The 18,240-nt window shown below is 70.8% G+C and carries 20 protein-coding genes; 12 read left to right on the top strand and 8 right to left on the bottom strand.

What is annotated here, in order from left to right; genetic code table 11:
- Positions 1–9: 9 nt before the first annotated feature.
- Positions 10–669: a PH domain-containing protein gene (locus AB0I66_RS18305; RefSeq protein ID WP_363208888.1), complete on the bottom strand. Its 660-nt coding sequence runs from the start codon at positions 667–669 to the stop codon at positions 10–12.
- Positions 670–791: 122 nt separating this feature from the next.
- Between AB0I66_RS18305 and deoC the strand changes: the two genes are divergently transcribed.
- Genes deoC through AB0I66_RS18290 form a run of 3 tightly spaced genes read left to right on the top strand, consistent with a single transcriptional unit; the run spans position 792 to position 4,077 of the window.
- Positions 792–1,751: a deoxyribose-phosphate aldolase gene (deoC, locus tag AB0I66_RS18300; protein WP_363209384.1), complete on the top strand. Its 960-nt coding sequence runs from the start codon at positions 792–794 to the stop codon at positions 1,749–1,751.
- Positions 1,752–1,754: 3 nt separating this feature from the next.
- Positions 1,755–3,194 carry an aldehyde dehydrogenase family protein gene (locus tag AB0I66_RS18295; protein ID WP_363208887.1) on the top strand — a complete coding sequence of 480 codons (1,440 nt, stop codon included), beginning with the start codon at positions 1,755–1,757 and terminating at the stop codon, positions 3,192–3,194.
- Positions 3,187–4,077: an aldehyde dehydrogenase family protein gene (locus AB0I66_RS18290; RefSeq protein WP_363208886.1), complete on the top strand. Its 891-nt coding sequence runs from the start codon at positions 3,187–3,189 to the stop codon at positions 4,075–4,077. The genes AB0I66_RS18295 and AB0I66_RS18290 overlap by 8 nt, the downstream gene beginning before the upstream one ends.
- Positions 4,078–4,185: 108 nt before the next feature.
- On the opposite strand, the gene AB0I66_RS18285 is transcribed toward AB0I66_RS18290, so the two are convergent.
- Complete coding sequence (locus AB0I66_RS18285; RefSeq protein WP_363208884.1) at positions 4,186–4,590, bottom strand: hypothetical protein; 405 nt, start codon at positions 4,588–4,590, stop codon at positions 4,186–4,188.
- Positions 4,591–4,713: 123 nt separating this feature from the next.
- Here AB0I66_RS18285 and AB0I66_RS18280 point away from each other — a divergent pair, with 123 nt between their 5' ends.
- Positions 4,714–5,352, top strand: coding sequence for an ATP-binding protein (locus AB0I66_RS18280; protein WP_363208883.1), 639 nt, complete (start codon positions 4,714–4,716; stop codon positions 5,350–5,352).
- A 176-nt stretch (positions 5,353–5,528) separates the two neighbouring features.
- On the opposite strand, the gene AB0I66_RS18275 is transcribed toward AB0I66_RS18280, so the two are convergent.
- Positions 5,529–6,308, bottom strand: a complete 780-nt coding sequence (locus tag AB0I66_RS18275) for a SigE family RNA polymerase sigma factor (RefSeq protein ID WP_363208882.1) — start codon at positions 6,306–6,308, stop codon at positions 5,529–5,531.
- A 181-nt stretch (positions 6,309–6,489) separates the two neighbouring features.
- Between AB0I66_RS18275 and afsQ1 the strand changes: the two genes are divergently transcribed.
- From afsQ1 to AB0I66_RS18250, 5 genes are all read left to right on the top strand, one after another.
- Positions 6,490–7,167: a two-component system response regulator AfsQ1 gene (afsQ1, locus tag AB0I66_RS18270; RefSeq protein WP_030562528.1), complete on the top strand. Its 678-nt coding sequence runs from the start codon at positions 6,490–6,492 to the stop codon at positions 7,165–7,167.
- Positions 7,164–8,744: a HAMP domain-containing sensor histidine kinase gene (locus tag AB0I66_RS18265; RefSeq protein WP_363208881.1), complete on the top strand. Its 1,581-nt coding sequence runs from the start codon at positions 7,164–7,166 to the stop codon at positions 8,742–8,744. The genes afsQ1 and AB0I66_RS18265 overlap by 4 nt, the downstream gene beginning before the upstream one ends.
- On the top strand, positions 8,741–9,340 hold the full coding sequence (locus AB0I66_RS18260) for a hypothetical protein (protein WP_363208880.1): 600 nt from the start codon (positions 8,741–8,743) through the stop codon (positions 9,338–9,340). The genes AB0I66_RS18265 and AB0I66_RS18260 overlap by 4 nt, the downstream gene beginning before the upstream one ends.
- A 53-nt stretch (positions 9,341–9,393) precedes the next feature.
- Entirely contained in the window at positions 9,394–9,984 is a 591-nt protein-coding gene (locus AB0I66_RS18255; RefSeq protein ID WP_363208879.1) for a VanZ family protein, read from the top strand.
- 113 nt (positions 9,985–10,097) lie between these two features.
- Positions 10,098–10,301, top strand: a complete 204-nt coding sequence (locus tag AB0I66_RS18250; protein WP_363208878.1) for a PspC domain-containing protein — start codon at positions 10,098–10,100, stop codon at positions 10,299–10,301.
- Positions 10,302–10,395: 94 nt separating this feature from the next.
- Here the strand turns inward: AB0I66_RS18250 and AB0I66_RS18245 are convergent, their stop codons facing one another.
- Positions 10,396–10,815 carry an ATP-binding protein gene (locus tag AB0I66_RS18245; protein WP_363208877.1) on the bottom strand — a complete coding sequence of 140 codons (420 nt, stop codon included), beginning with the start codon at positions 10,813–10,815 and terminating at the stop codon, positions 10,396–10,398.
- 142 nt (positions 10,816–10,957) lie between these two features.
- Complete coding sequence (locus AB0I66_RS18240) at positions 10,958–12,127, bottom strand: adenosine deaminase (protein ID WP_363208875.1); 1,170 nt, start codon at positions 12,125–12,127, stop codon at positions 10,958–10,960.
- Between the two features lie 102 nt (positions 12,128–12,229).
- Here AB0I66_RS18240 and AB0I66_RS18235 point away from each other — a divergent pair, with 102 nt between their 5' ends.
- Positions 12,230–12,994 carry a prolyl oligopeptidase family serine peptidase gene (locus AB0I66_RS18235; protein WP_363208874.1) on the top strand — a complete coding sequence of 255 codons (765 nt, stop codon included), beginning with the start codon at positions 12,230–12,232 and terminating at the stop codon, positions 12,992–12,994.
- Between the two features lie 13 nt (positions 12,995–13,007).
- Here AB0I66_RS18235 and AB0I66_RS18230 read toward each other — a convergent pair whose 3' ends face one another.
- Complete coding sequence (locus AB0I66_RS18230) at positions 13,008–14,006, bottom strand: LysR family transcriptional regulator (RefSeq protein ID WP_363208873.1); 999 nt, start codon at positions 14,004–14,006, stop codon at positions 13,008–13,010.
- Positions 14,007–14,068: 62 nt separating this feature from the next.
- Here AB0I66_RS18230 and AB0I66_RS18225 point away from each other — a divergent pair, with 62 nt between their 5' ends.
- On the top strand, positions 14,069–15,370 hold the full coding sequence (locus AB0I66_RS18225; RefSeq protein WP_363208872.1) for an MFS transporter: 1,302 nt from the start codon (positions 14,069–14,071) through the stop codon (positions 15,368–15,370).
- Between the two features lie 122 nt (positions 15,371–15,492).
- Positions 15,493–16,500 (top strand): sigma-70 family RNA polymerase sigma factor, encoded by a 1,008-nt coding sequence (locus tag AB0I66_RS18220; RefSeq protein WP_363208871.1) that lies wholly within the window; start codon positions 15,493–15,495, stop codon positions 16,498–16,500.
- On the opposite strand, the gene AB0I66_RS18215 is transcribed toward AB0I66_RS18220, so the two are convergent.
- Positions 16,387–16,746: an STAS domain-containing protein gene (locus AB0I66_RS18215; RefSeq protein WP_363209383.1), complete on the bottom strand. Its 360-nt coding sequence runs from the start codon at positions 16,744–16,746 to the stop codon at positions 16,387–16,389. The two genes, AB0I66_RS18220 and AB0I66_RS18215, sit on opposite strands and share 114 nt — an antisense overlap.
- Positions 16,747–16,949: 203 nt before the next feature.
- Positions 16,950–18,227, bottom strand: a complete 1,278-nt coding sequence (locus AB0I66_RS18210) for a thymidine phosphorylase (protein WP_363208870.1) — start codon at positions 18,225–18,227, stop codon at positions 16,950–16,952.
- Between the last annotated feature and the right edge of the window lie 13 nt (positions 18,228–18,240).

The following is an 18,240-nucleotide window of genomic DNA, read 5'->3' as shown; positions in this document are numbered from 1 at the left end:
CGCGCAGCGCTACCCCACGGCCAGCAACACCACGAGCAGCACCGCCCCGGCCACGGCGGGCGCCAGGATCTCGTAGCCCCAGCGCACCTCGGGCTCGCCCTGGGCGGACTTCGCGGTGGCGCGGAGTTCGGACAGGGAGCGCAGGTCGTCCATGATCTGGTCCCCCGCGGCGCGCGGGGGCGCCTGCCGGCCGGACTTCATCGAGGCGCGCAGGCCCGGTCCGCCGACGCTCGGATCGCCCGCGGCCATCCCCTGGGACTTCCTCCGGGCGGCCTTCTTGCGGCCGCGCAGGGAGACCGGGACGGCCCAGAGCTGGTACTTGGTGCCGTCCTGGGTGAAGACCTCGTTCGAGTACCCGGAGCGCAGGCCCGACACGGACGCCCACGGCAGCGTGATCGTCCGGAACGGGTTGCGGATGCGCAGCCGGTCGTCGTTCGCGAACACGACGGGGCGCACGGTGAAGGCGACGACGATCGGCACCGCGAGGAGCAGCCCGGCGAGCGCGAGCCACGGGGTGCGGCCCTCCCCCCGGATCATCGCGTCGATGCCGAGCCAGCCGCCGAGGGCGAGCAGCAGGACGCCTCCGGCGATACCGCCGGACGACCGGTAGGTCCGGTCTTTGTACTCGGGGTACTCGGGCTCCGCCACGGGGGGCTGGGGGTCGGTCATGCCCCCGATTCTGCCTGAGGTCCGCTCCGGGGCTCCCGCGGGGACGCCCGCGCGACGCAATACGCCGGAGTGACCCACCTCTGTACAGCCGCTACGCGCGTAGATATGCTCCCCTCGTGACCATGCCCCATGCATCCGCCCCCACCGCACACGCGCTGACGGACGCCACAGCGTCGGACCGCACGCTGCGCCGCTTCCTCCACGGGCTGCCCGGCGTCGACACGGTCGGCCTGGAGGCACGCGCCTCAGCGCTCGGCACCCGTTCGATCAAGACGACGGCGAAGGCGTACGCCATCGACCTCGCCATCTCGATGATCGACCTGACGACGCTGGAGGGCGCCGACACCCCGGGCAAGGTCCGGGCACTCGGCGCGAAGGCCGTGAACCCCGATCCGACCGACCGCGGCACCCCGAGGACCGCCGCGGTCTGCGTCTATCCGGACATGGTGGCCACCGCCAAGGAGGCCGTCGGCGACAGCGGGGTCAAGGTCGCCTCCGTCGCGACCGCCTTCCCCGCGGGCCGTGCCGCCATCGACGTGAAGCTCGGCGACGTCCGCGAGGCCGTCGCGGCGGGCGCCGACGAGATCGACATGGTCATCGACCGGGGCGCCTTCCTCGCGGGTGACTACATGACGGTGTTCGAGCAGATCCGCGCCGTGAAGGAAGCCTCCGGCGAGGCCCGGCTCAAGGTCATCTTCGAGACCGGCGAGCTGTCCACGTACGACAACATCCGCCGCGCCTCCTGGATCGGCATGCTGGCGGGCGCGGACTTCATCAAGACCTCGACCGGCAAGGTCGGCGTCAACGCCACCCCCGCGAACACCCTCCTGATGCTGGAGGCCGTACGCGACTTCCGCGAGCAGACCGGGGTGCAGGTCGGCGTCAAGCCCGCGGGCGGCATCCGCACCACCAAGGACGCGATCAAGTTCCTCGTCCTGGTGAACGAGACCGCGGGCACGGACTGGCTGGACAACCACTGGTTCCGTTTCGGCGCCTCATCACTCCTCAACGACCTGCTGATGCAGCGCCAGAAGCTGGCCACGGGCCGCTACTCCGGCCCCGACTACGTCACGGTGGACTGACCCATGACTTCCACGCCCTTTGACTACGCACCCGCTCCGGAGTCCCGCTCCGTCGTCGACATCGCGCCGTCGTACGGCCTGTTCATCGACGGCGAGTTCGTGGAGGCGGCCGACGGCAAGGTCTTCAAGACCGTCTCGCCCTCCACCGAAGAGGTCCTCTCCGAAGTCGCGCAGGCCTCCTCCGAAGACGTCGACCGCGCGGTGAAGGCCGCCCGCAAGGCCTTCGAGAAGTGGTCGGCGCTGCCGGGCGCCGAGCGCGCCAAGTACCTCTTCCGGATCGCCAGGATCATCCAGGAGCGCAGCCGCGAACTGGCCGTCCTGGAGACCCTCGACAACGGAAAGCCCATCAAGGAGACGCGCGACGCCGACCTTCCCCTGGTCGCCGCGCACTTCTTCTACTACGCGGGCTGGGCCGACAAGCTCGACCACGCGGGGTACGGCGCGAACCCGAGGCCCCTCGGTGTCGCGGGCCAGGTCATCCCCTGGAACTTCCCGCTCCTGATGCTCGCCTGGAAGATCGCCCCGGCGCTCGCCACGGGCAACACGGTCGTCCTGAAGCCCGCCGAGACCACGCCGCTCTCCGCGCTGTTCTTCGCGGACATCTGCCGTCAGGCGGGCCTGCCCAAGGGCGTCGTCAACATCCTTCCCGGGTACGGCGACGCGGGCGCGGCCCTCACCGCCCACCCGGACGTGAACAAGGTCGCCTTCACCGGCTCGACCGCCGTCGGCAAGGCCATCGCGCGCCAGGTCGCGGGCACGGACAAGAAGGTCACGCTCGAACTGGGCGGCAAGGGCGCCAACATCGTCTTCGACGACGCCCCCATCGACCAGGCCGTCGAGGGCATCGTCACCGGCATCTTCTTCAACCAGGGCCAGGTCTGCTGCGCCGGATCGCGCCTCCTCGTACAGGAGTCGGTCCAGGACGAGGTGCTGCACGCGCTCAAGCGGCGCCTGTCCACCCTGCGCCTGGGCGACCCGCTGGACAAGAACACGGACATCGGCGCGATCAACTCCGCCGAGCAGCTCGCCCGCATCACCGCGCTCACCGAGACGGGCGAGGCGGAGGGCGCCGAACGCTGGTCCGCCCCGTGCGAACTGCCCTCCTCCGGCTACTGGTTCGCGCCGACGCTCTTCACGAACGTCACGCAGGCGCACACCGTCGCGCGCGACGAGATCTTCGGCCCGGTGCTCTCGGTGCTGACCTTCCGCACCCCGGAAGAGGCCGTCGCCAAGGCCAACAACACGCAGTACGGCCTCTCCGCCGGCATCTGGACGGAGAAGGGCTCCCGCATCCTCGCGGTCGCCGAGCGCCTGCGCGCGGGCGTCATCTGGGCCAACACGTTCAACAAGTTCGACCCGACCTCGCCCTTCGGCGGCTACAAGGAATCGGGTTACGGCCGCGAGGGCGGCCGCCACGGCCTGGAGGCTTACCTCGATGTCTGAGCAGCGTTTGAGCGTCTTCAAGACCTACAAGCTGTACGTCGGGGGCAAGTTCCCCCGCAGCGAGAGCGGCCGGGTGTACGAGGTGACGGACTCGAAGGACAAGTGGCTGGCCAACGCCCCCCTCTCGTCCCGCAAGGACGCGCGTGACGCGGTCTCCGCCGCGCGCAAGGCGCAGGGCGGCTGGGCGGGCAAGACGGCCTATCTGCGCGGCCAGATCCTGTACCGCGTCGCGGAGATGCTGGAGGGCCGCAGGGACCAGTTCGTGCGCGAGGTCGCCGAGGCTGAGGGGCTCTCCAAGTCGAAGGCCGCCGCCGAGGTGGACGCCGCGATCGACCGCTGGGTCTGGTACGCGGGCTGGACCGACAAGATCGCCCAGCTCGTGGGCGGCGGGAACCCGGTCGCGGGCCCCTTCTTCAACCTCTCCTCGCCGGAGCCGACGGGCGTGGTGACGGTCGTCGCACCGCAGAAGTCGTCGTTCCTCGGCCTGGTCTCCGTGATCGCCCCCGTCATCGCGACCGGCAACACGGCCGTGGTGATCGCGAGCGAGGACTCCCCGCTCCCCGCGCTCTCGCTCGGCGAGGTGCTCGCCACCTCCGACCTGCCGGGCGGCGTCGTGAACATCCTGTCCGGCAGGACGGCGGAGATCGCCCCGTCGCTCGCCGCGCACCAGGACGTGAACGCGATCGACCTCGCGGGCGTCGAGGACGACGACCTGGCCAAGGAGCTCGAGGTGGCCGCCGCGGACAACCTCAAGCGCGTCGTCCGTCCACAGCCTGTGGGCTGGTCGGCCGACCCGGGCACGCACCGCCTGACGGCCTTCCTGGAGACCAAGACGGTCTGGCACCCCACAGGTTCACTGGGCGCGTCGGGCTCCTCGTACTGAGGCCGCCCGAGGCTGCCTGAGGCCATCTGAAGCCACTGCGCACGGCGAAGCCCCGGTCCTCCTCCGTCCAGGAGGGCCGGGGCTTCGCCACACCACCGGGCCGATCGGCTAGCCGGGCAGCAGCCCCGTGGCCGGACCCACCACCGGCAGGTCGCTCAGCGTCCCTCCGCCCTGGGCCAGCGGGGCGGTGACCGGAGCCGTCGAGAGCGGCTTGAAGTCCGCGATCTGGGTGCCGAGCGCGTTGTCCAGCGGGTCGGACCCCGTGCCCGCGAGCGGATTTAGCTTCAGCTCCTTGACGGGCCCGAGGCCACCCGCGCTGACCTCCTCCACCGCCCGGAGCACCCCCGCACCGGCCGCGGGCAGGTTGTCGGAGGCCGGGGGCGCGGGGGCCGGCGCGGCGCTCGCCGTCGCCGCGCCACCGATGCCGAGCGCCGTGCCCGCGACGGTGACCGTCAGACCCGCCCGCAGCAGAACGCGGGAGAGGTGCTTGGAGGCTGTTGCGTGCCGTGCCATGGGTTCCGCCCTTGTCCTCTTGAGTAATCAGATGCGCACACAGCGTAGTTGAGGGGCGATGCGGGCACCAAAGCCCTACCCTTCGGGTCGCCTGGGCGGCTCAATGCAGCACACTGTTCTCTCGTGAGTTCCCATCCCCCGATACCCACCCGAGTCGTGCTGCTCGCCGGCCCCTCGGGCTCAGGCAAGTCGTCGTTCGCGGCCCTCACGGGGCTGCCCGTCCTGTGTCTCGACGACTTCTACAAGGAACACGACGACCCGACACTGCCGCAGGTCCCCGGCAGCACGGACATCGACTGGGACTCCCCCGGCTCCTGGGACACGGACGTCGCCGTCGCCGCCATCGAGCAGCTGTGCCGCACGGGACGTACGCGCATCCCCGTCTACGACATCGCCACCAGCTCGCGTACGGGCGAGACGGCGATGGACATCGAGCGCACACCCCTGTTCATCGCGGAGGGCATCTTCGCGGCGGACATCGTGGAGCGGTGCCGGGAGATCGGCGTGCTCGCCGACGCGATCTGTCTGCGGGGGCGGCCGTCCACCACCTACCGGCGGCGGCTGCTGCGGGACCTGCGCGAGGGGCGCAAGTCCGTGGCGTTCCTGCTGCGGCGCGGCTGGCGGCTGATGCGCGCCGAGCGCGCGATCGTCGCCCGGCAGACCGCCCTCGGCGCTCACCCCTGCGGCAAGGACGAGGCCCTGGGACGGCTCGCGGCCGCTGCCGCCGGGCGGTGCGCCAAGGCCGGCGCCGACGCCGCGTAGCTCCGCGGGGGGAGCGGTTCACCGGACCACCGCACCAAAAGCAGAAGGACCGGAAAGACCCCCCGGCCTTCCGGTCCCGCCACTTGTTTCCCCCGTGGATCCCCCGTGATCCCCGTTCTTCCCCCGTGCCCCCCTGCTTCCGCCGCCTCCCCCCGGGAGCGGCGGCCCCCCGATCCCTAGGCGACCAACTCGCCGAAGGACTCTTCCTGGTCACGGCCGAAGCTGAGGACGTCGTCCTCGCGCAGCCGGCGCAGGGAGCGCCAGATGCTGGACTTCACCGTGCCCACACTGATGTCGAGGATGTCGGCGATCTCGGGGTCCGTGCGGCCCTCGTAGTACCGCAGGACCAGCATCGTCCGCTGCAGTTCGGGGAGGCGGGCCAGGGCCTGCCAGAGAACCGCACGGAGTTCGGTGCCACGCATCGCGTCCGTGTCGCCCGCCGTCTCCGGCAGCTCCTCGGTCGGGTATTCGTTGAGCTTGCGGCGCCGCCAGGCGCTGATGTGCAGGTTGGTCATGGTGCGGCGGAGGTATCCGCCGACCGCGGCCTTGTCGCTGATCCTGTCCCAGGCCCGGTACGTCGAGAAGAGGGCACTTTGGAGCAGGTCCTCGGCCTCGAAACGGTCGCCGGTCAGGTGATAGGCGGTTGCGTACAGGGAGGCACGACGCTCCTGGACGTAGGCGGTGAACTCCGCCTCCGACGCTGTGGTGCGCTCCCCCGTGTCCTCCCTGTACGCGGCTCCCCCGTGAGCCCCCCCATCGGTTCCCCCGTTGTCCCCGCGGGTTTCCCCCGGGAACGCGTCAACCACCGTCATGTACGCGGTGTGCTGACGCCCGGTGCCGCGAGCGCACCCCCGCCCGCTCACGGCACCGGACTTCTCGTGCCTCTCGGCAGGCCGGATCACGTCGTGGAGACGCGTGATTACTGCGCTTGAGCTGGTGCTGTGCAGTGTGTTCATCTCGCGCCCCCCGTCGGTGGAGTCCGGCTGTTTCCGTGTGACCAAAACTCTGCCGGACCCACTTCATGACGGTGTCCGCCGACTGTCACAGGCCTGCAACAGGCCTTCCATGTGTAGGGGAGAAGTGTGGGAGCCCACCAACAGTCGAACTGTGCCCGTGCCATGGGACAGAATGACGTCCGTGCCTTCCCTGTTGCTGATCGAGGACGACGACGCCATCCGTACGGCCCTTGAGCTTTCGCTCACCCGCCAAGGGCATCGGGTGGCCACTGCTGCCACCGGCGAGGACGGCCTGAAGCTGCTCAGTGAGCAGCGGCCGGACCTGATCGTGCTGGATGTGATGCTGCCGGGCATCGACGGCTTCGAGGTGTGCCGTCGCATCCGGCGCACCGACCAGTTGCCGATCATCCTGCTGACCGCGCGCAGCGACGACATCGACGTCGTCGTCGGGCTCGAGTCCGGTGCCGACGACTATGTCGTGAAACCCGTGCAGGGCCGGGTGCTCGACGCCCGTATCCGTGCGGTCCTTCGCCGCGGTGAGCGCGAGGCCAATGACGCGGCGACATTCGGTTCGCTCGTCATCGACCGCGCCGCGATGACCGTCACGAAAAACGGCGAGGACCTGCAGCTCACGCCGACCGAGCTGCGGCTGCTCCTGGAGCTGAGCCGCAGGCCCGGACAGGCGCTCTCACGGCAGCAGTTGCTGCGTCTGGTGTGGGAGCACGACTACCTCGGTGACTCCCGGCTCGTCGACGCCTGTGTGCAGCGGCTGCGCGCGAAGGTCGAGGACGTGCCGTCCTCGCCGACGCTGATCCGTACGGTGCGTGGAGTGGGCTACCGGCTGGACACTCCTCAGTGACCAAACCGCAGGACAAGCTCCGCGGTTGGGCCGCGGCGCGCAAGGCGATAATGGCGGGGCTTCGCTTCACGAGCCTCAGGCTCCGGCTTGTCGTGGTGTTCGGTCTGGTGGCGCTCACCGCCGCCGTGACGGCGTCCGGGATCGCGTACTGGCTGAACCGCGAGGCGGTCCTGACGCGTGCGCAGGACGCGGCCCTGAAGGACTTCCAGCAGGAGATGCAGACCCGCGCCGGTGCGCTGCCGCCCAATCCGACCCAGGACGAGCTGCAGCAGGCCGCCGGGACGATGGCCAACAGCAGCCAGCGCTACAGCGTGCTCCTGATCGGGAAGGACGCCGACGGTGACACGATCGTCGGCTACTCCGACCTGGACGCCTTCACGCTCGCCGACGTGCCCAAGTCGCTGCGCAAGACGGTGAACAAGGAGCAGCCGCTCACCTCCAGCAACAAGAGCCCGTACCACCTGTACTGGCAGCGGACCGTCGAGGGCGGCACGCCGTATCTCGTGGGCGGCGCCAAGGTCATCGGCGGCGGGCCGACCGGTTACATGCTCAAGTCCCTTGAGCCGGAGGCCAAGGACCTGAGTTCGCTCGGCTGGTCGCTCGCGATCGCCACCGGGCTCGCGCTCATCGGTTCCGCGCTGCTCGCGCAGGCCGCGGCGACCACCGTGCTCAAGCCGGTGCACCGGCTGGGTGTCGCCGCGCGGCGGCTCGGCGAGGGCAAGCTGGACACGCGTCTTCGGGTGTCGGGCACGGATGAACTGGCCGATCTGTCACGGACGTTCAACCGGACCGCGGAGAGCCTGGAGAAGAAGGTCGACGACATGAGCGCCCGCGACGAGGCGTCGCGGCGCTTCGTCGCCGACATGTCGCACGAGCTGCGTACGCCGCTGACCGCGATCACCGCGGTGACGGAGGTCCTGGAGGAGGAGCTGGACGCCGAGACGGGGTCCGTCGATCCGATGATCGAGCCCGCCGTGCGGCTCGTGGTCAGCGAGACCCGCCGGCTGAACGACCTGGTGGAGAACCTGATGGAGGTCACCCGCTTCGACGCGGGTACGGCCAGGCTCGTCCTGGACCACGTCGACATCGCCGACCAGATCACGGCCTGTATCGACGCCCGTGCCTGGCTCGACGCGGTCGAGCTGGACGCGGAGCGCGGCATCATGGTGCGGCTCGACCCGCGTCGTCTGGACGTCATCCTGGCGAACCTGATCGGCAACGCGCTCAAGCACGGCGGCTCCCCGGTGGAGGTCTCGGTGCGGCTCGCGGGCGAGAAGCTCGTGATCGCGGTGCGTGACGGGGGCCCCGGCATCCCCGAGGACGTACTGCCGCACGTCTTCGACCGCTTCTACAAGGCGAGCGCGTCCCGGCCGCGGTCGGAGGGCAGTGGCCTGGGGCTCTCCATCGCCTTGGAGAACGCCCATATCCACGGCGGGGAGATCACGGCCGCGAACTCGCCCAAGGGTGGCGCGGTGTTCACGCTGTGGCTGCCGCGCGACCCGTCGGAGCTGTTGCCGGAGGACGAGCCCGCGGAGGGCACGGACGGCGACGACGCCGTCGAGGGAGAGGCACGATGAACCGCCGGAGGCTGCGCGCCGCGCTGCTCGCCACCGCGCTGACCACGCTCCTCGCGGGCTGCGGCATCCGCTCGACGGAGGTGCCCACGGACTTCGGCCCCGGGCCGTCCCGGGTGCCCTGCGTGATGTCCGGGTCGAGCATCGCGTCGCAGTCCAGCGGGGTTCCCGTGCAGGTCTTCTTGGTGTGCGCGGCGCAGCTGGTGACCGTCGACCGGTCGGTGCGCATCCCCACGGAGAAGGCGACGACGGACCGGGTCCGGATCGCGCAGGCGCTCCTGGACGAGCTGTCGCAGCCGCCGTCGGCCCCGGAGAAGCAGGCGGGCTTCGCGACGGACGTACGCGGCGGCACGGTCGTCAACGGCCCCGAGGAGGGCGACCCCGGGGACGCCCTGCGGTTCAGCACGTCCCCGGAGGATCTGTCGGCGTTCGCTCTGGCACAGATCGTTTGCACGTTCGCGGACAGCGCGGCGGCGGGCGACGACCGCGAGGTGATCATGGGCGGCCCCGGTGACGACCCGCTGCGCCGCTACGAATGCACCCAGGCGGTCCGGCAGCGTCCCGGGACGGTGGCTCCGCCCACGGAGACCGTGCGGTAGTCGATCAGGACAGTCACGGTGTGCGATCAGGACAGTGCGTGTTCCGGGAGTGAATGCGCGGAACCGATCCTGCCGTCAGGCGCGTCTTGGGGGGCGTGCGTCAAGGCTCGGGCGGCCACGGGGCCGCCATCCGCTTCCGTGCGGCAGGAGGATTCCTCCTCGTCGCGCATCTTCTGTTCGTCGGCTGGCTCACTCTGCGTCCACTGGACGTGCCGTGGGTCAGCGCGGCGAATCTTCAGCCGTTCGCCGGCATCAAGGCGGATCTGGCGCTCGGACCTGTGCAGGCCGCCCGGCAGATAGGCGGCAGTCTGCTGCTCCTCGCCCCGCTCGGTGTGCTGCTTCCGCTCGCCGGTGGGCGGGTTCACGTGTCACCGCTCGGTTCGCTGGTGCGGACGGTCGCGGCGGGCGCGCTGATCTCGCTCGGCATCGAGCTGCTGCAGACCGGGGTCCCCGGGCAGGTCGTCGACATCGACTCGCTGTTCCTGAACTCCGTGGGCGTGGCCCTCGCGCATCTCGCCGTGGTGCCCGCGGCCCGGGCCAGGCTCCGCCGCCGTACGGACGGGGAGCATCGGGCGGCCCTCCTGCGGGAGGACGCCTCTCAGGGGCCGACCCCGACGATTCCCAGGGTCGGTATCGCACCTTAGGGCGACGCTTCGCCCGCTTCGCGAACGTAGCTTTGAGTCATCGGGGCACACGTCCCGGAGCGCTTCGGGGAACGGCCCCGAGCCTCATCGCCACGGTTCACGAAGGAGCCACCATGACCGCCCTTGCCCGCCCCACCCACGGCCGGATGATCGGCGGAGTGTGTGCCGCCCTCGCCCAGCGTTTCCGCACGTCGGCCACGACGATGCGCGTGATCTTCCTGGTCTCGTGCCTGCTTCCGGGACCGCAGTTCCTGCTCTACATCGCGCTCTGGGCCCTGTTGCCCTCCGAGGGCAAGGCCAGGCAGGCAGCCTGGTGAACCGGCGGCCCCCGCCGCCACCGGATACGTACGCCGATGGGGCGCCCCCTAGAAAAAGGGGGCGCCCCATCGGCGTGTGCGGGGACCGCGAGGATCAGCCGAGCGGCAGACCGTTCACGCCCAGACCCTCGGTGGGGAGGCCCTGGAGGGGCAGGCCCTGAAGGGGCAGGGCGCCGGCGACCGGCAGGCCGCCGAGCAGACCGGAGACCGGGTCGGCCGCGGCGGGCTTGCCCCGGTCGCCGGCGTCCTTCATGCTCTCGCCGAGCTTGTCCACGGTCGGCGCGGAGGCCTGCAGGGTGCTGCCGAGCACGTTCTGGCCGGCGGAGATCGCCTCGGGGCCACCGGCGGGCAGCTTCTCGCCGACCGCTTCCATTGGGAGCACGGTGGTGGCGGAGCCCAGGGCGCCCGTGGCGTCGGGCAGGGCCGGCGCGGCGGTGGCGGCACCCGCGCCCGCGGCGGCGAAGGCGGCGCCGAGAGCGGCGACACCGAGGGTCTTGGCGGCAGACTGCTTCATCTTCAATGCGTCCTTGATGACGGGGACTTTTGAGCGGCCCATGACCGTAAACATGTGAAGGGGCGGTCCGCAAACAGCGAAACAGCAAAAGCGCGGCCGGGAATTAATGTTCCCGGCCGCGCCCAGACTGCTTCAATTCCTGTTACACGTCGACAGAAGCCCTGGTGGAGGCGGTCTGACGGAACAGCCATTCGGACTTCAGCTCGGCATATCCGGGCTTGATCACGTCATTGATCATGGCCAGGCGTTCATCGAAAGGAATGAACGCTGATTTCATCGCATTGACTGTGAACCACTGCATGTCGTCGAGCGTGTAGCCGAAAGTCCCGACCAAATGCTCGAATTCACGGCTCATGCTGGTGCCGGACATCAGCCGGTTGTCGGTGTTCACCGTGGCCCGGAAGTGCAGCTTGCGGAGCAGACCGATGGGGTGGTCGGCGTACGAGTCGGCGGCGCCCGTCTGCAGGTTGGAGCTGGGGCACATCTCCAGGGGGATGCGCTTGTCGCGCACGTAGCTGGCGAGGCGGCCGAGCTTCACGGTGCCGTCGTCGGCGACCTGGATGTCGTCGATGATCCGCACGCCGTGGCCGAGACGGTCGGCGCCGCACCACTGGAGGGCCTGCCAGATGGACGGCAGACCGAAGGCCTCACCGGCGTGGATGGTGAAGTGGTTGTTCTCGCGCTTGAGGTACTCGAAGGCGTCGAGGTGCCGGGTGGGCGGGAAGCCCGCCTCGGCGCCCGCGATGTCGAAGCCGACGACGCCCAGATCGCGGTAGCGGTTGGCGAGTTCGGCGATCTCCAGGGCACGGGCCGCGTGCCGCATGGCGGTGAGCAGTGCGCCCACGCGGATGCGGTGGCCGTTCTCCTTCGCACGCCGCTCGCCTTCCCGGAAGCCTTCGTTGACGGCCTCGACGACCTCTTCGAGGGTGAGGCCCTGCTCCAGGTGCTGCTCGGGGGCGTACCGGATCTCGGCGTAGACGACGCCGTCCTCGGCGAGGTCCTCGGCGCACTCGGCCGCCACGCGCTTGAGGGCGTCCTTCGTCTGCATCACGGCGCAGGTGTGCGCGAAAGTCTCCAGATAGCGCGGCAGCGAACCGGAGTCGGCGGCTTCCCTGAACCAGATCCCCAGCTTGTCGGGGTCGGTCTCGGGCAGACCCTCGTAACCCGACTCGCGGGCGAGGTCGACGATCGTGCCGGGGCGCAGGCCGCCGTCGAGGTGGTCGTGCAGGAGCACCTTCGGGGCGCGGCGGATCTGGTCGGCGCTGGGCGTTTCGCGGTCCGTCTGACCGGCTTTGGTGGTCTGGCTCGTCATTTCGGCACTCTAGCGCCTACGCGCGTAGATCTCACGGGTCGATACGTAACAGTGACCCCGCGGACGGGTGGCGTACACCATCGCTTCTGACACTGTTCTGTCATGGCACAGCAAGCGACGCCCGATTCCGCGCGCGCGGCCAGGCTCGGACGCGTGATCGGCGCCCGTCCTTCGGCGGTCAGCGGCGCCGTGCTGCTGCTCCCGGGCGGCCACGAGACCTCCGACCGCAAGCCGTCCCCGTTCGCCGCGTCCGCGGTGCGCGCGCTCGGCCGCAGGCTCGCCCAGGACGGCCGCGAGGAGGGACTCGCCGCGCACGTCGTGCACTACCGCAGCCGGGGGTGGAACGGTGCGCAGGCGCAGCTCGCGCGGGACGCGGAGTGGGCCGCCGACGAGATCGTCCGGCTCTACGGCGATGTCTCGATCTGCCTCGTGGGCCGGGACATGGGCGGCCGGGCCGCTCTGCGGGCCGGCGGCCACGAAGCGGTCAACTCCGTTCTGGCGCTGGCTCCCTGGCTGCCCGAGGACGACGTGGCGGCCTCTCCCGAGCCGGTCAAGCAGCTCGCCGGGCGGCGGGTCCTGATCGTGCACGGCACGAACGACGAGCGGACCGACCCCGAACTGTCGTTCCGTCTCGCGGCGCGGGCGAAGAAGGCGAACCGCGAGGTGTGCCGCTTCGAGGTCCACTCCGACGGCCACCGGTTGCAGCAGCACCAGTCCGAAGTCCAGGCGCTGGCCTCGGACTTCGTCATGGGCTCACTGTTCGGCCACGCGTACGCGCGCCCCTTGGAGGACGCGCTGGCGGCCCCGCCACCTCTGGGGCTGCGGATGCCGCTGGCGGCGGGGTTCGGGGAGTCGATGCGGCACTGAGGGGGCCCGGTCCCTACTCCGGCAGCAGCCGCCCCCGCCTCCCCAGCAGGAACTTCTTGAAGGCCGCCACCGGCGGAGTGTCCGGATGCCCGTCCAGCCAGGCCACGCCGATCTCCCGCACCGCCCGCTGCCCCGTCACCGTCAGTTCCACGACTCCCGGGCGCGGTACGGCCGGTGGCGGCAGGAGGGCCACCCCCAGGCCCGCCGCGACCAGGCCACGGAGCGTCTCCGCCTCCTCCCCCTCGAACGCGACCCGCGGCTTGAAGCCCGCCTCCTGGCAGAGGTCGTCCGTGATGCGCCGCAGGCCGTAGCCGGGTTCGAGGGTCACGAACGCCTCGTCCGCCGCCTCCGCGAGCCGCACCCGCTTCCGGGAGGCGAGGCGGTGGTCGTCCGGCACGACAAGGCGCAGGCGCTGTTCGTCCAGGCGGCGGGCGACGAGATCCGGTGCGTCCGGCACGGGCGACGTCAGGCACAGGTCGAGCTCCCCCGCCCGGAGCCGCTCGATCATCGCCTCCCCGTAGTTCTGTACGAGGCTGAAGCGGACCCGCGGATGATCCGCGCGGAAGGCGCGGATCAGGCCGGGCACGGTCTCCGAGCCCATGGTGTGCAGAAAGCCGAAGGCCACCTTGCCCGACGCCGGGTCCGCGTCCGCCCGTACGGACTCCGCGGCCCGCTCCACCTCGCCGAGCGCCCGCTCGACGGAGGCCAGGAACGTGCGGCCCGCCGGGGTCAGGGAGACCGTGCGGCCGTGCCGTGCGAACAGGTCGACCCCCAGGTCCTGTTCGAGGCGGACCAGCGCGCGCGACAGCGTCGACTGCGGCACCTGCATCTCGTGCGCGGCCCGCGTCACATGCTCCGTGCGCGCGACCCCCGCGAAGTACGCGAGGCGCGGCGAGAGCAGCGCGGACCACGACTCCGGGGTCAGCTCGGCCGGCGCGGACACCGCCGAGCCGATGTCTCCTACGTAACTGCTCTGCGACAGACGCCGCTCTGAACTGCGCTCATGCACCATGGGAACGATTATGACCAGTTCATGCATTGGACGGATGAGTCTCGTGTGCCTACGTTCGATGCATGCCTCCTGCCAGTAGCGGGGCGTCCGTCACCCACGCGGCCGCCCTCCCCTCGCCGTCCCCGCAGACCGAACCCGCCGACACGCGCCTGAACCCCGGCGGCCCCGGCTACCGCCGGATGAGCTTCGCCCTCTTCCTCGCCGGCGTCGCGACCTTCGCCCTCCTCTACTCCACGCAGGCGCTGCTCCCCCTGGTCTCCGCCGACTTCGGCGTCAGCGCGAGCTCCGCGAGCTGGACGGTGTCCGCCGCCACGGGTGCGCTCGCCCTCTTCGTGCTGCCGCTGAGCGCGCTCAGCGAGCGGTTCGGGCGGCGCACCCTCATGACCGCCTCGCTGACGATCGCGGTGGTCGTGGGTCTTCTCGTCCCCTTCGCGCCCTCCATCGGCGCGCTCATCGCGCTGCGCGCCGTGCAGGGTGCCGCGCTCGCCGGGCTCCCGGCCTCCGCGATGGCCTTCCTCGCGGAGGAGGTCAGGCCCAAGGCGCTGGTCGCCGCGATCGGCATGTTCGTGGCGGGGAACTCCATCGGCGGCATGAGCGGGCGCATCATCACCGGCTGGGTCGCGCAGGCATGGGGCTGGCGCGTGGCCGTGGGCGTCGTGGGTGTCGTCGCCGTCCTGTGCGCCCTCGCCTTCCGCGCGCTGCTCCCCGCGCCGCGCCACTTCACGGCGGGCTCGCTCAACCCCAAGGCCCTTGGCCGGACGATCCGTTCGCACCTCGCCAACCCGCTGCTGTGCAGGCTGTACGCGATCGGCGCCCTGTTCATGACGGTGTTCGGCGCGGTCTACACGGTGATCGGCTACCGCCTCACCGAGGCGCCGTTCTCGCTCCCGCAGGGCATCATCGGCTCGATCTTCCTGGTCTACCTCGTCGGCACGGTCTCGTCGGCCGCCGCGGGGAAGCTGGTGACGCGGCTCGGACGGCGCGGGGCGCTGTACCTGGCGGTGAGCACGACGGCCGGCGGTCTGCTGCTCTCCCTCTCCGACTCCCTGGCCATGGTGCTGCTCGGGCTCGTCCTGATCACCGCGGGCTTCTTCGCCGGTCACGCGGTCGCCTCCTCGTCCGTGAGCCGGACGGCCACCGAGGGGCGCGCGCAGGCTTCGGCGCTCTATCAGTCCGCGTACTACCTGGGCTCCAGCGCGGGCGGCACGCTCGGCGCGGTCGCCTTCCACGCGGGGGGCTGGGCCGGGACGGTGGGCCTGGGGCTGCTCGCGGTGAGCGGCGTCGTGTCCCTCACCGTCTGGGGGTCGCACGTGGCCCGGGTCCAGGAGCGGCGGGACCGCCAGCGGCTCGTGGCGGCGCACTAGCCGGTCCGGGCGACCCTCTCCCGCCTGCGGTTTTTCCTACTCCGGGGGCCGTTGTCAGTGGGCTGCGGTAGCTTCCAAAGTGCCGGGACTTTCGTGGCAGCCGCAGGGGTGGGTGGGTTGGTATGACTGACATCGCAGGGACGACGTCGGAGCTCGACGTCACGCTGGAGAAACACCGGGTCGAGCTGACCGGGTACTGCTATCGCATGCTGGGCTCCGCCTTCGAGGCCGAGGACGCGGTGCAGGACACGATGGTCCGCGCCTGGCGGAGCTACGAGAAGTTCGAGGGCCGCTCCAGCCTGAGGTCCTGGCTGTACAGGATCGCGACGAACGTCTGCCTGGACATGCTGAACGCGGGCAACCGCCGGGCCCGTCCGATGGACCTGACCGCATCGGCGCCGCTCGCCCAGGCCGCGCTCACCCCGCGCCCGGACAACGTATGGCTGGAGCCGATGCCGGACGCGCGCGTGCTGCCTTCCGTCAGCGACCCCGCCGAGGCCGCCGTTGCGAAGGAGTCGGTGCGGCTCGCGTTCGTCGCCGCCCTGCAGCAACTGCCGCCCAAGCAGCGGGCCGTGCTGATCCTGCGTGAGGTCCTCGCGTGGAAGGCCAGCGAGGCGGCCGAGCTCCTCGACACCTCGGTGGCCTCCGTCAACAGCGCGTTGCAGCGGGCGCGGGCGACGCTGGCCGAGGGGCCCGGCGACGACACCGCCACGTCCGACCCGCTGGACGAGGAGCAGCAGAAGCTCCTTGAGCGGTACGTCGCCGCCTTCGAGGGGTACGACATGGCGGCGCTGACGGCGCTGCTGCACGAAGACGCCATCATGACGATGCCCCCGTTCGACCTGTGGCTGCGCGGCACGGCGGACATCACCGGCTTCATGTCGACGATGGGCGCCTCCTGCGCCGACAGCCGCCTGTTCCCGGTCGACGTCAACGGCACGCCGGGCTTCGCCCACTACAAGCCCGACCCCGAGAAGGGCGGGTTCACGCCGTGGGCGATTCAGGTCATCGAGATCTCAGAGGGGCGGATCGCGGGCTTCCACTGCTTCCTGGACACGCCCCGGTGGTTCCCGCTGTTCGGCCTGCCGACCCATCTCGACGTCCATGGGGAGCCCGACGAGGTCCAGTAGCTCGCGGAGGGCCGGGGTGGGGTTCCGCAGGCGGATGCGGCCGCCTGCGCGGCGGGCGGTGAGCTGGAGTCTGGCGAGGGCGTCTATTGCGGCGAGGACGGGTGGGCCTACGTCTGCGACGTCGCACACGAGGATGTCCGCGCCGGTCGCGTGCAGCAGGCTTCTGGCCTCTTCGCAGAGGCGGTGCGTGACCTCTCGGTCGAGGGTGCCGGTCAGGGTGAGGGTCGGCCGGTGTGTGTCGTCCATGTTGGGGAGACCGTGCGGGCGCTCGGAACTCATCGGTAGGTCCGTGGCCTTGGTGACCGCAATCACCGGCTCCGCCGAGTTCGTCCTCAAACGCCGGACGGGCTGGGAATCCAGCCCGGCCGGCGTTTGAGGCCATCTTTTGGGGGTCCAGGGGGCGGAGCCCCATGGTTTCGGGAAGGGGCGGGGTGGGGGAAAGGAAACCCCTACGCGATGCGGTCCAACACGATCGGCGTCGGCGCGAAGCCCGTGCCCTCCGGCGCGATGTCGAAGGCGCCGGCCACCGACTCCAGCGCATACTCGAACCGCTCGGGGGTGTCCGTGTGCAGGGTCATGACCGGCTCCCCCGCACGGACCTGAGCCCCAGGCTTCACATGCAGCTCGACCCCCGCCCCCGCCTGCACCACGTCCTCCTTGCGAGCGCGCCCCGCGCCCAGGCGCCACGCGGCGACGCCGACGTCGTACGCGTCGAGGCGGGTCAGGATGCCCGACGACGGTGCCGTCACGACGTGCGTCTCCCGGGCCACCGGCAGGGTCGCGTCCGGGTCGCCGCCCTGGGCGGAGATCATCCGGCGCCAGACGTCCATGGCCGAGCCGTCGGCCAGCGCCTTCGCCGGGTCGACGTCCTTCAGACCCGCCGCGTCCAGCATTTCGCGCGCCAGGGCGAGGGTGAGCTCCACGACGTCGGAGGGGCCACCGCCCGCGAGGACCTCCACCGACTCGCGGACCTCAAGGGCGTTGCCCGCCGTCAGGCCGAGCGGCGTCGACATGTCCGTGAGGAGCGCGACCGTACGTACGCCGTGGTCCGTGCCCAGGCCCACCATCGTGGACGCCAGCTCACGCGCGTCCTCCAGCGTCTTCATGAACGCGCCCGTGCCGACCTTCACGTCCAGGACGAGCGAGCCCGTGCCCTCGGCGATCTTCTTCGACATGATCGAGGAGGCGATGAGCGGGATGGCCTCGACGGTTCCCGTCACGTCCCGCAGCGCGTACAGCTTCTTGTCGGCCGGGGCCAGGCCGTCACCCGCCGCACAGATCACCGAGCCCACGCCGTCGAGGACGGACAGCATCTCCTCGTTCGAGAGGAGAGCCCGCCAGCCCGGGATCGACTCCAGCTTGTCCAGGGTGCCGCCCGTGTGACCGAGACCCCGGCCCGACAGCTGCGGCACCGCCGCGCCGCACGCCGCGACCAGCGGGGCGAGCGGCAGCGTGATCTTGTCGCCGACACCGCCCGTGGAGTGCTTGTCGGACGTGGGGCGGGAGAGCGACGAGAAGTCCATGCGCTCGCCGCTCGCGATCATCGCGGCGGTCCAGCGGGCGATCTCGCCGCGGTTCATGCCGTTCAGCAGGATCGCCATGGCCAGGGCCGACATCTGCTCGTCGGCGACCGCGCCGCGCGTGTACGCGTCGATGACCCAGTCGATCTGCTCGCCGCTCAGCTCGCCGCGGTCCCGCTTCGTACGGATGACGGAGATGACGTCCATGGCATAACCCCTC

The sequence above is a fragment of the Streptomyces sp. NPDC050439 genome, from assembly GCF_040655335.1.
Taxonomy (GTDB): Bacteria; Actinomycetota; Actinomycetes; order Streptomycetales; family Streptomycetaceae; genus Streptomyces.
Note: the sequence above shows the minus strand (reverse complement) of the source record. Positions and strands in the feature narration are given on the sequence as shown.

Excerpts from the sequence above, each read along its gene's own strand:
- AB0I66_RS18220 (WP_363208871.1), top strand. The coding sequence starts at position 15,493 with ATGACTGACATCGCAGGGACGACGTCGGAGCTCGACGTCACGCTGGAG.
- AB0I66_RS18305 (WP_363208888.1), bottom strand. The coding sequence starts at position 669 with ATGACCGACCCCCAGCCCCCCGTGGCGGAGCCCGAGTACCCCGAGTAC.
- AB0I66_RS18295 (WP_363208887.1), top strand. The coding sequence starts at position 1,755 with ATGACTTCCACGCCCTTTGACTACGCACCCGCTCCGGAGTCCCGCTCC.
- AB0I66_RS18230 (WP_363208873.1), bottom strand. The coding sequence starts at position 14,006 with ATGGTGCATGAGCGCAGTTCAGAGCGGCGTCTGTCGCAGAGCAGTTAC.
- AB0I66_RS18210 (WP_363208870.1), bottom strand. The coding sequence starts at position 18,227 with ATGGACGTCATCTCCGTCATCCGTACGAAGCGGGACCGCGGCGAGCTG.
- AB0I66_RS18285 (WP_363208884.1), bottom strand. The coding sequence starts at position 4,590 with ATGGCACGGCACGCAACAGCCTCCAAGCACCTCTCCCGCGTTCTGCTG.
- AB0I66_RS18275 (WP_363208882.1), bottom strand. The coding sequence starts at position 6,308 with ATGAACACACTGCACAGCACCAGCTCAAGCGCAGTAATCACGCGTCTC.
- AB0I66_RS18255 (WP_363208879.1), top strand. The coding sequence starts at position 9,394 with ATGCGCGGAACCGATCCTGCCGTCAGGCGCGTCTTGGGGGGCGTGCGT.
- AB0I66_RS18225 (WP_363208872.1), top strand. The coding sequence starts at position 14,069 with ATGCCTCCTGCCAGTAGCGGGGCGTCCGTCACCCACGCGGCCGCCCTC.
- AB0I66_RS18235 (WP_363208874.1), top strand. The coding sequence starts at position 12,230 with ATGGCACAGCAAGCGACGCCCGATTCCGCGCGCGCGGCCAGGCTCGGA.
- AB0I66_RS18215 (WP_363209383.1), bottom strand. The coding sequence starts at position 16,746 with ATGGACGACACACACCGGCCGACCCTCACCCTGACCGGCACCCTCGAC.
- AB0I66_RS18245 (WP_363208877.1), bottom strand. The coding sequence starts at position 10,815 with ATGAAGCAGTCTGCCGCCAAGACCCTCGGTGTCGCCGCTCTCGGCGCC.
- AB0I66_RS18260 (WP_363208880.1), top strand. The coding sequence starts at position 8,741 with ATGAACCGCCGGAGGCTGCGCGCCGCGCTGCTCGCCACCGCGCTGACC.
- AB0I66_RS18250 (WP_363208878.1), top strand. The coding sequence starts at position 10,098 with ATGACCGCCCTTGCCCGCCCCACCCACGGCCGGATGATCGGCGGAGTG.
- AB0I66_RS18290 (WP_363208886.1), top strand. The coding sequence starts at position 3,187 with ATGTCTGAGCAGCGTTTGAGCGTCTTCAAGACCTACAAGCTGTACGTC.
- deoC (WP_363209384.1), top strand. The coding sequence starts at position 792 with ATGCCCCATGCATCCGCCCCCACCGCACACGCGCTGACGGACGCCACA.
- AB0I66_RS18240 (WP_363208875.1), bottom strand. The coding sequence starts at position 12,127 with ATGACGAGCCAGACCACCAAAGCCGGTCAGACGGACCGCGAAACGCCC.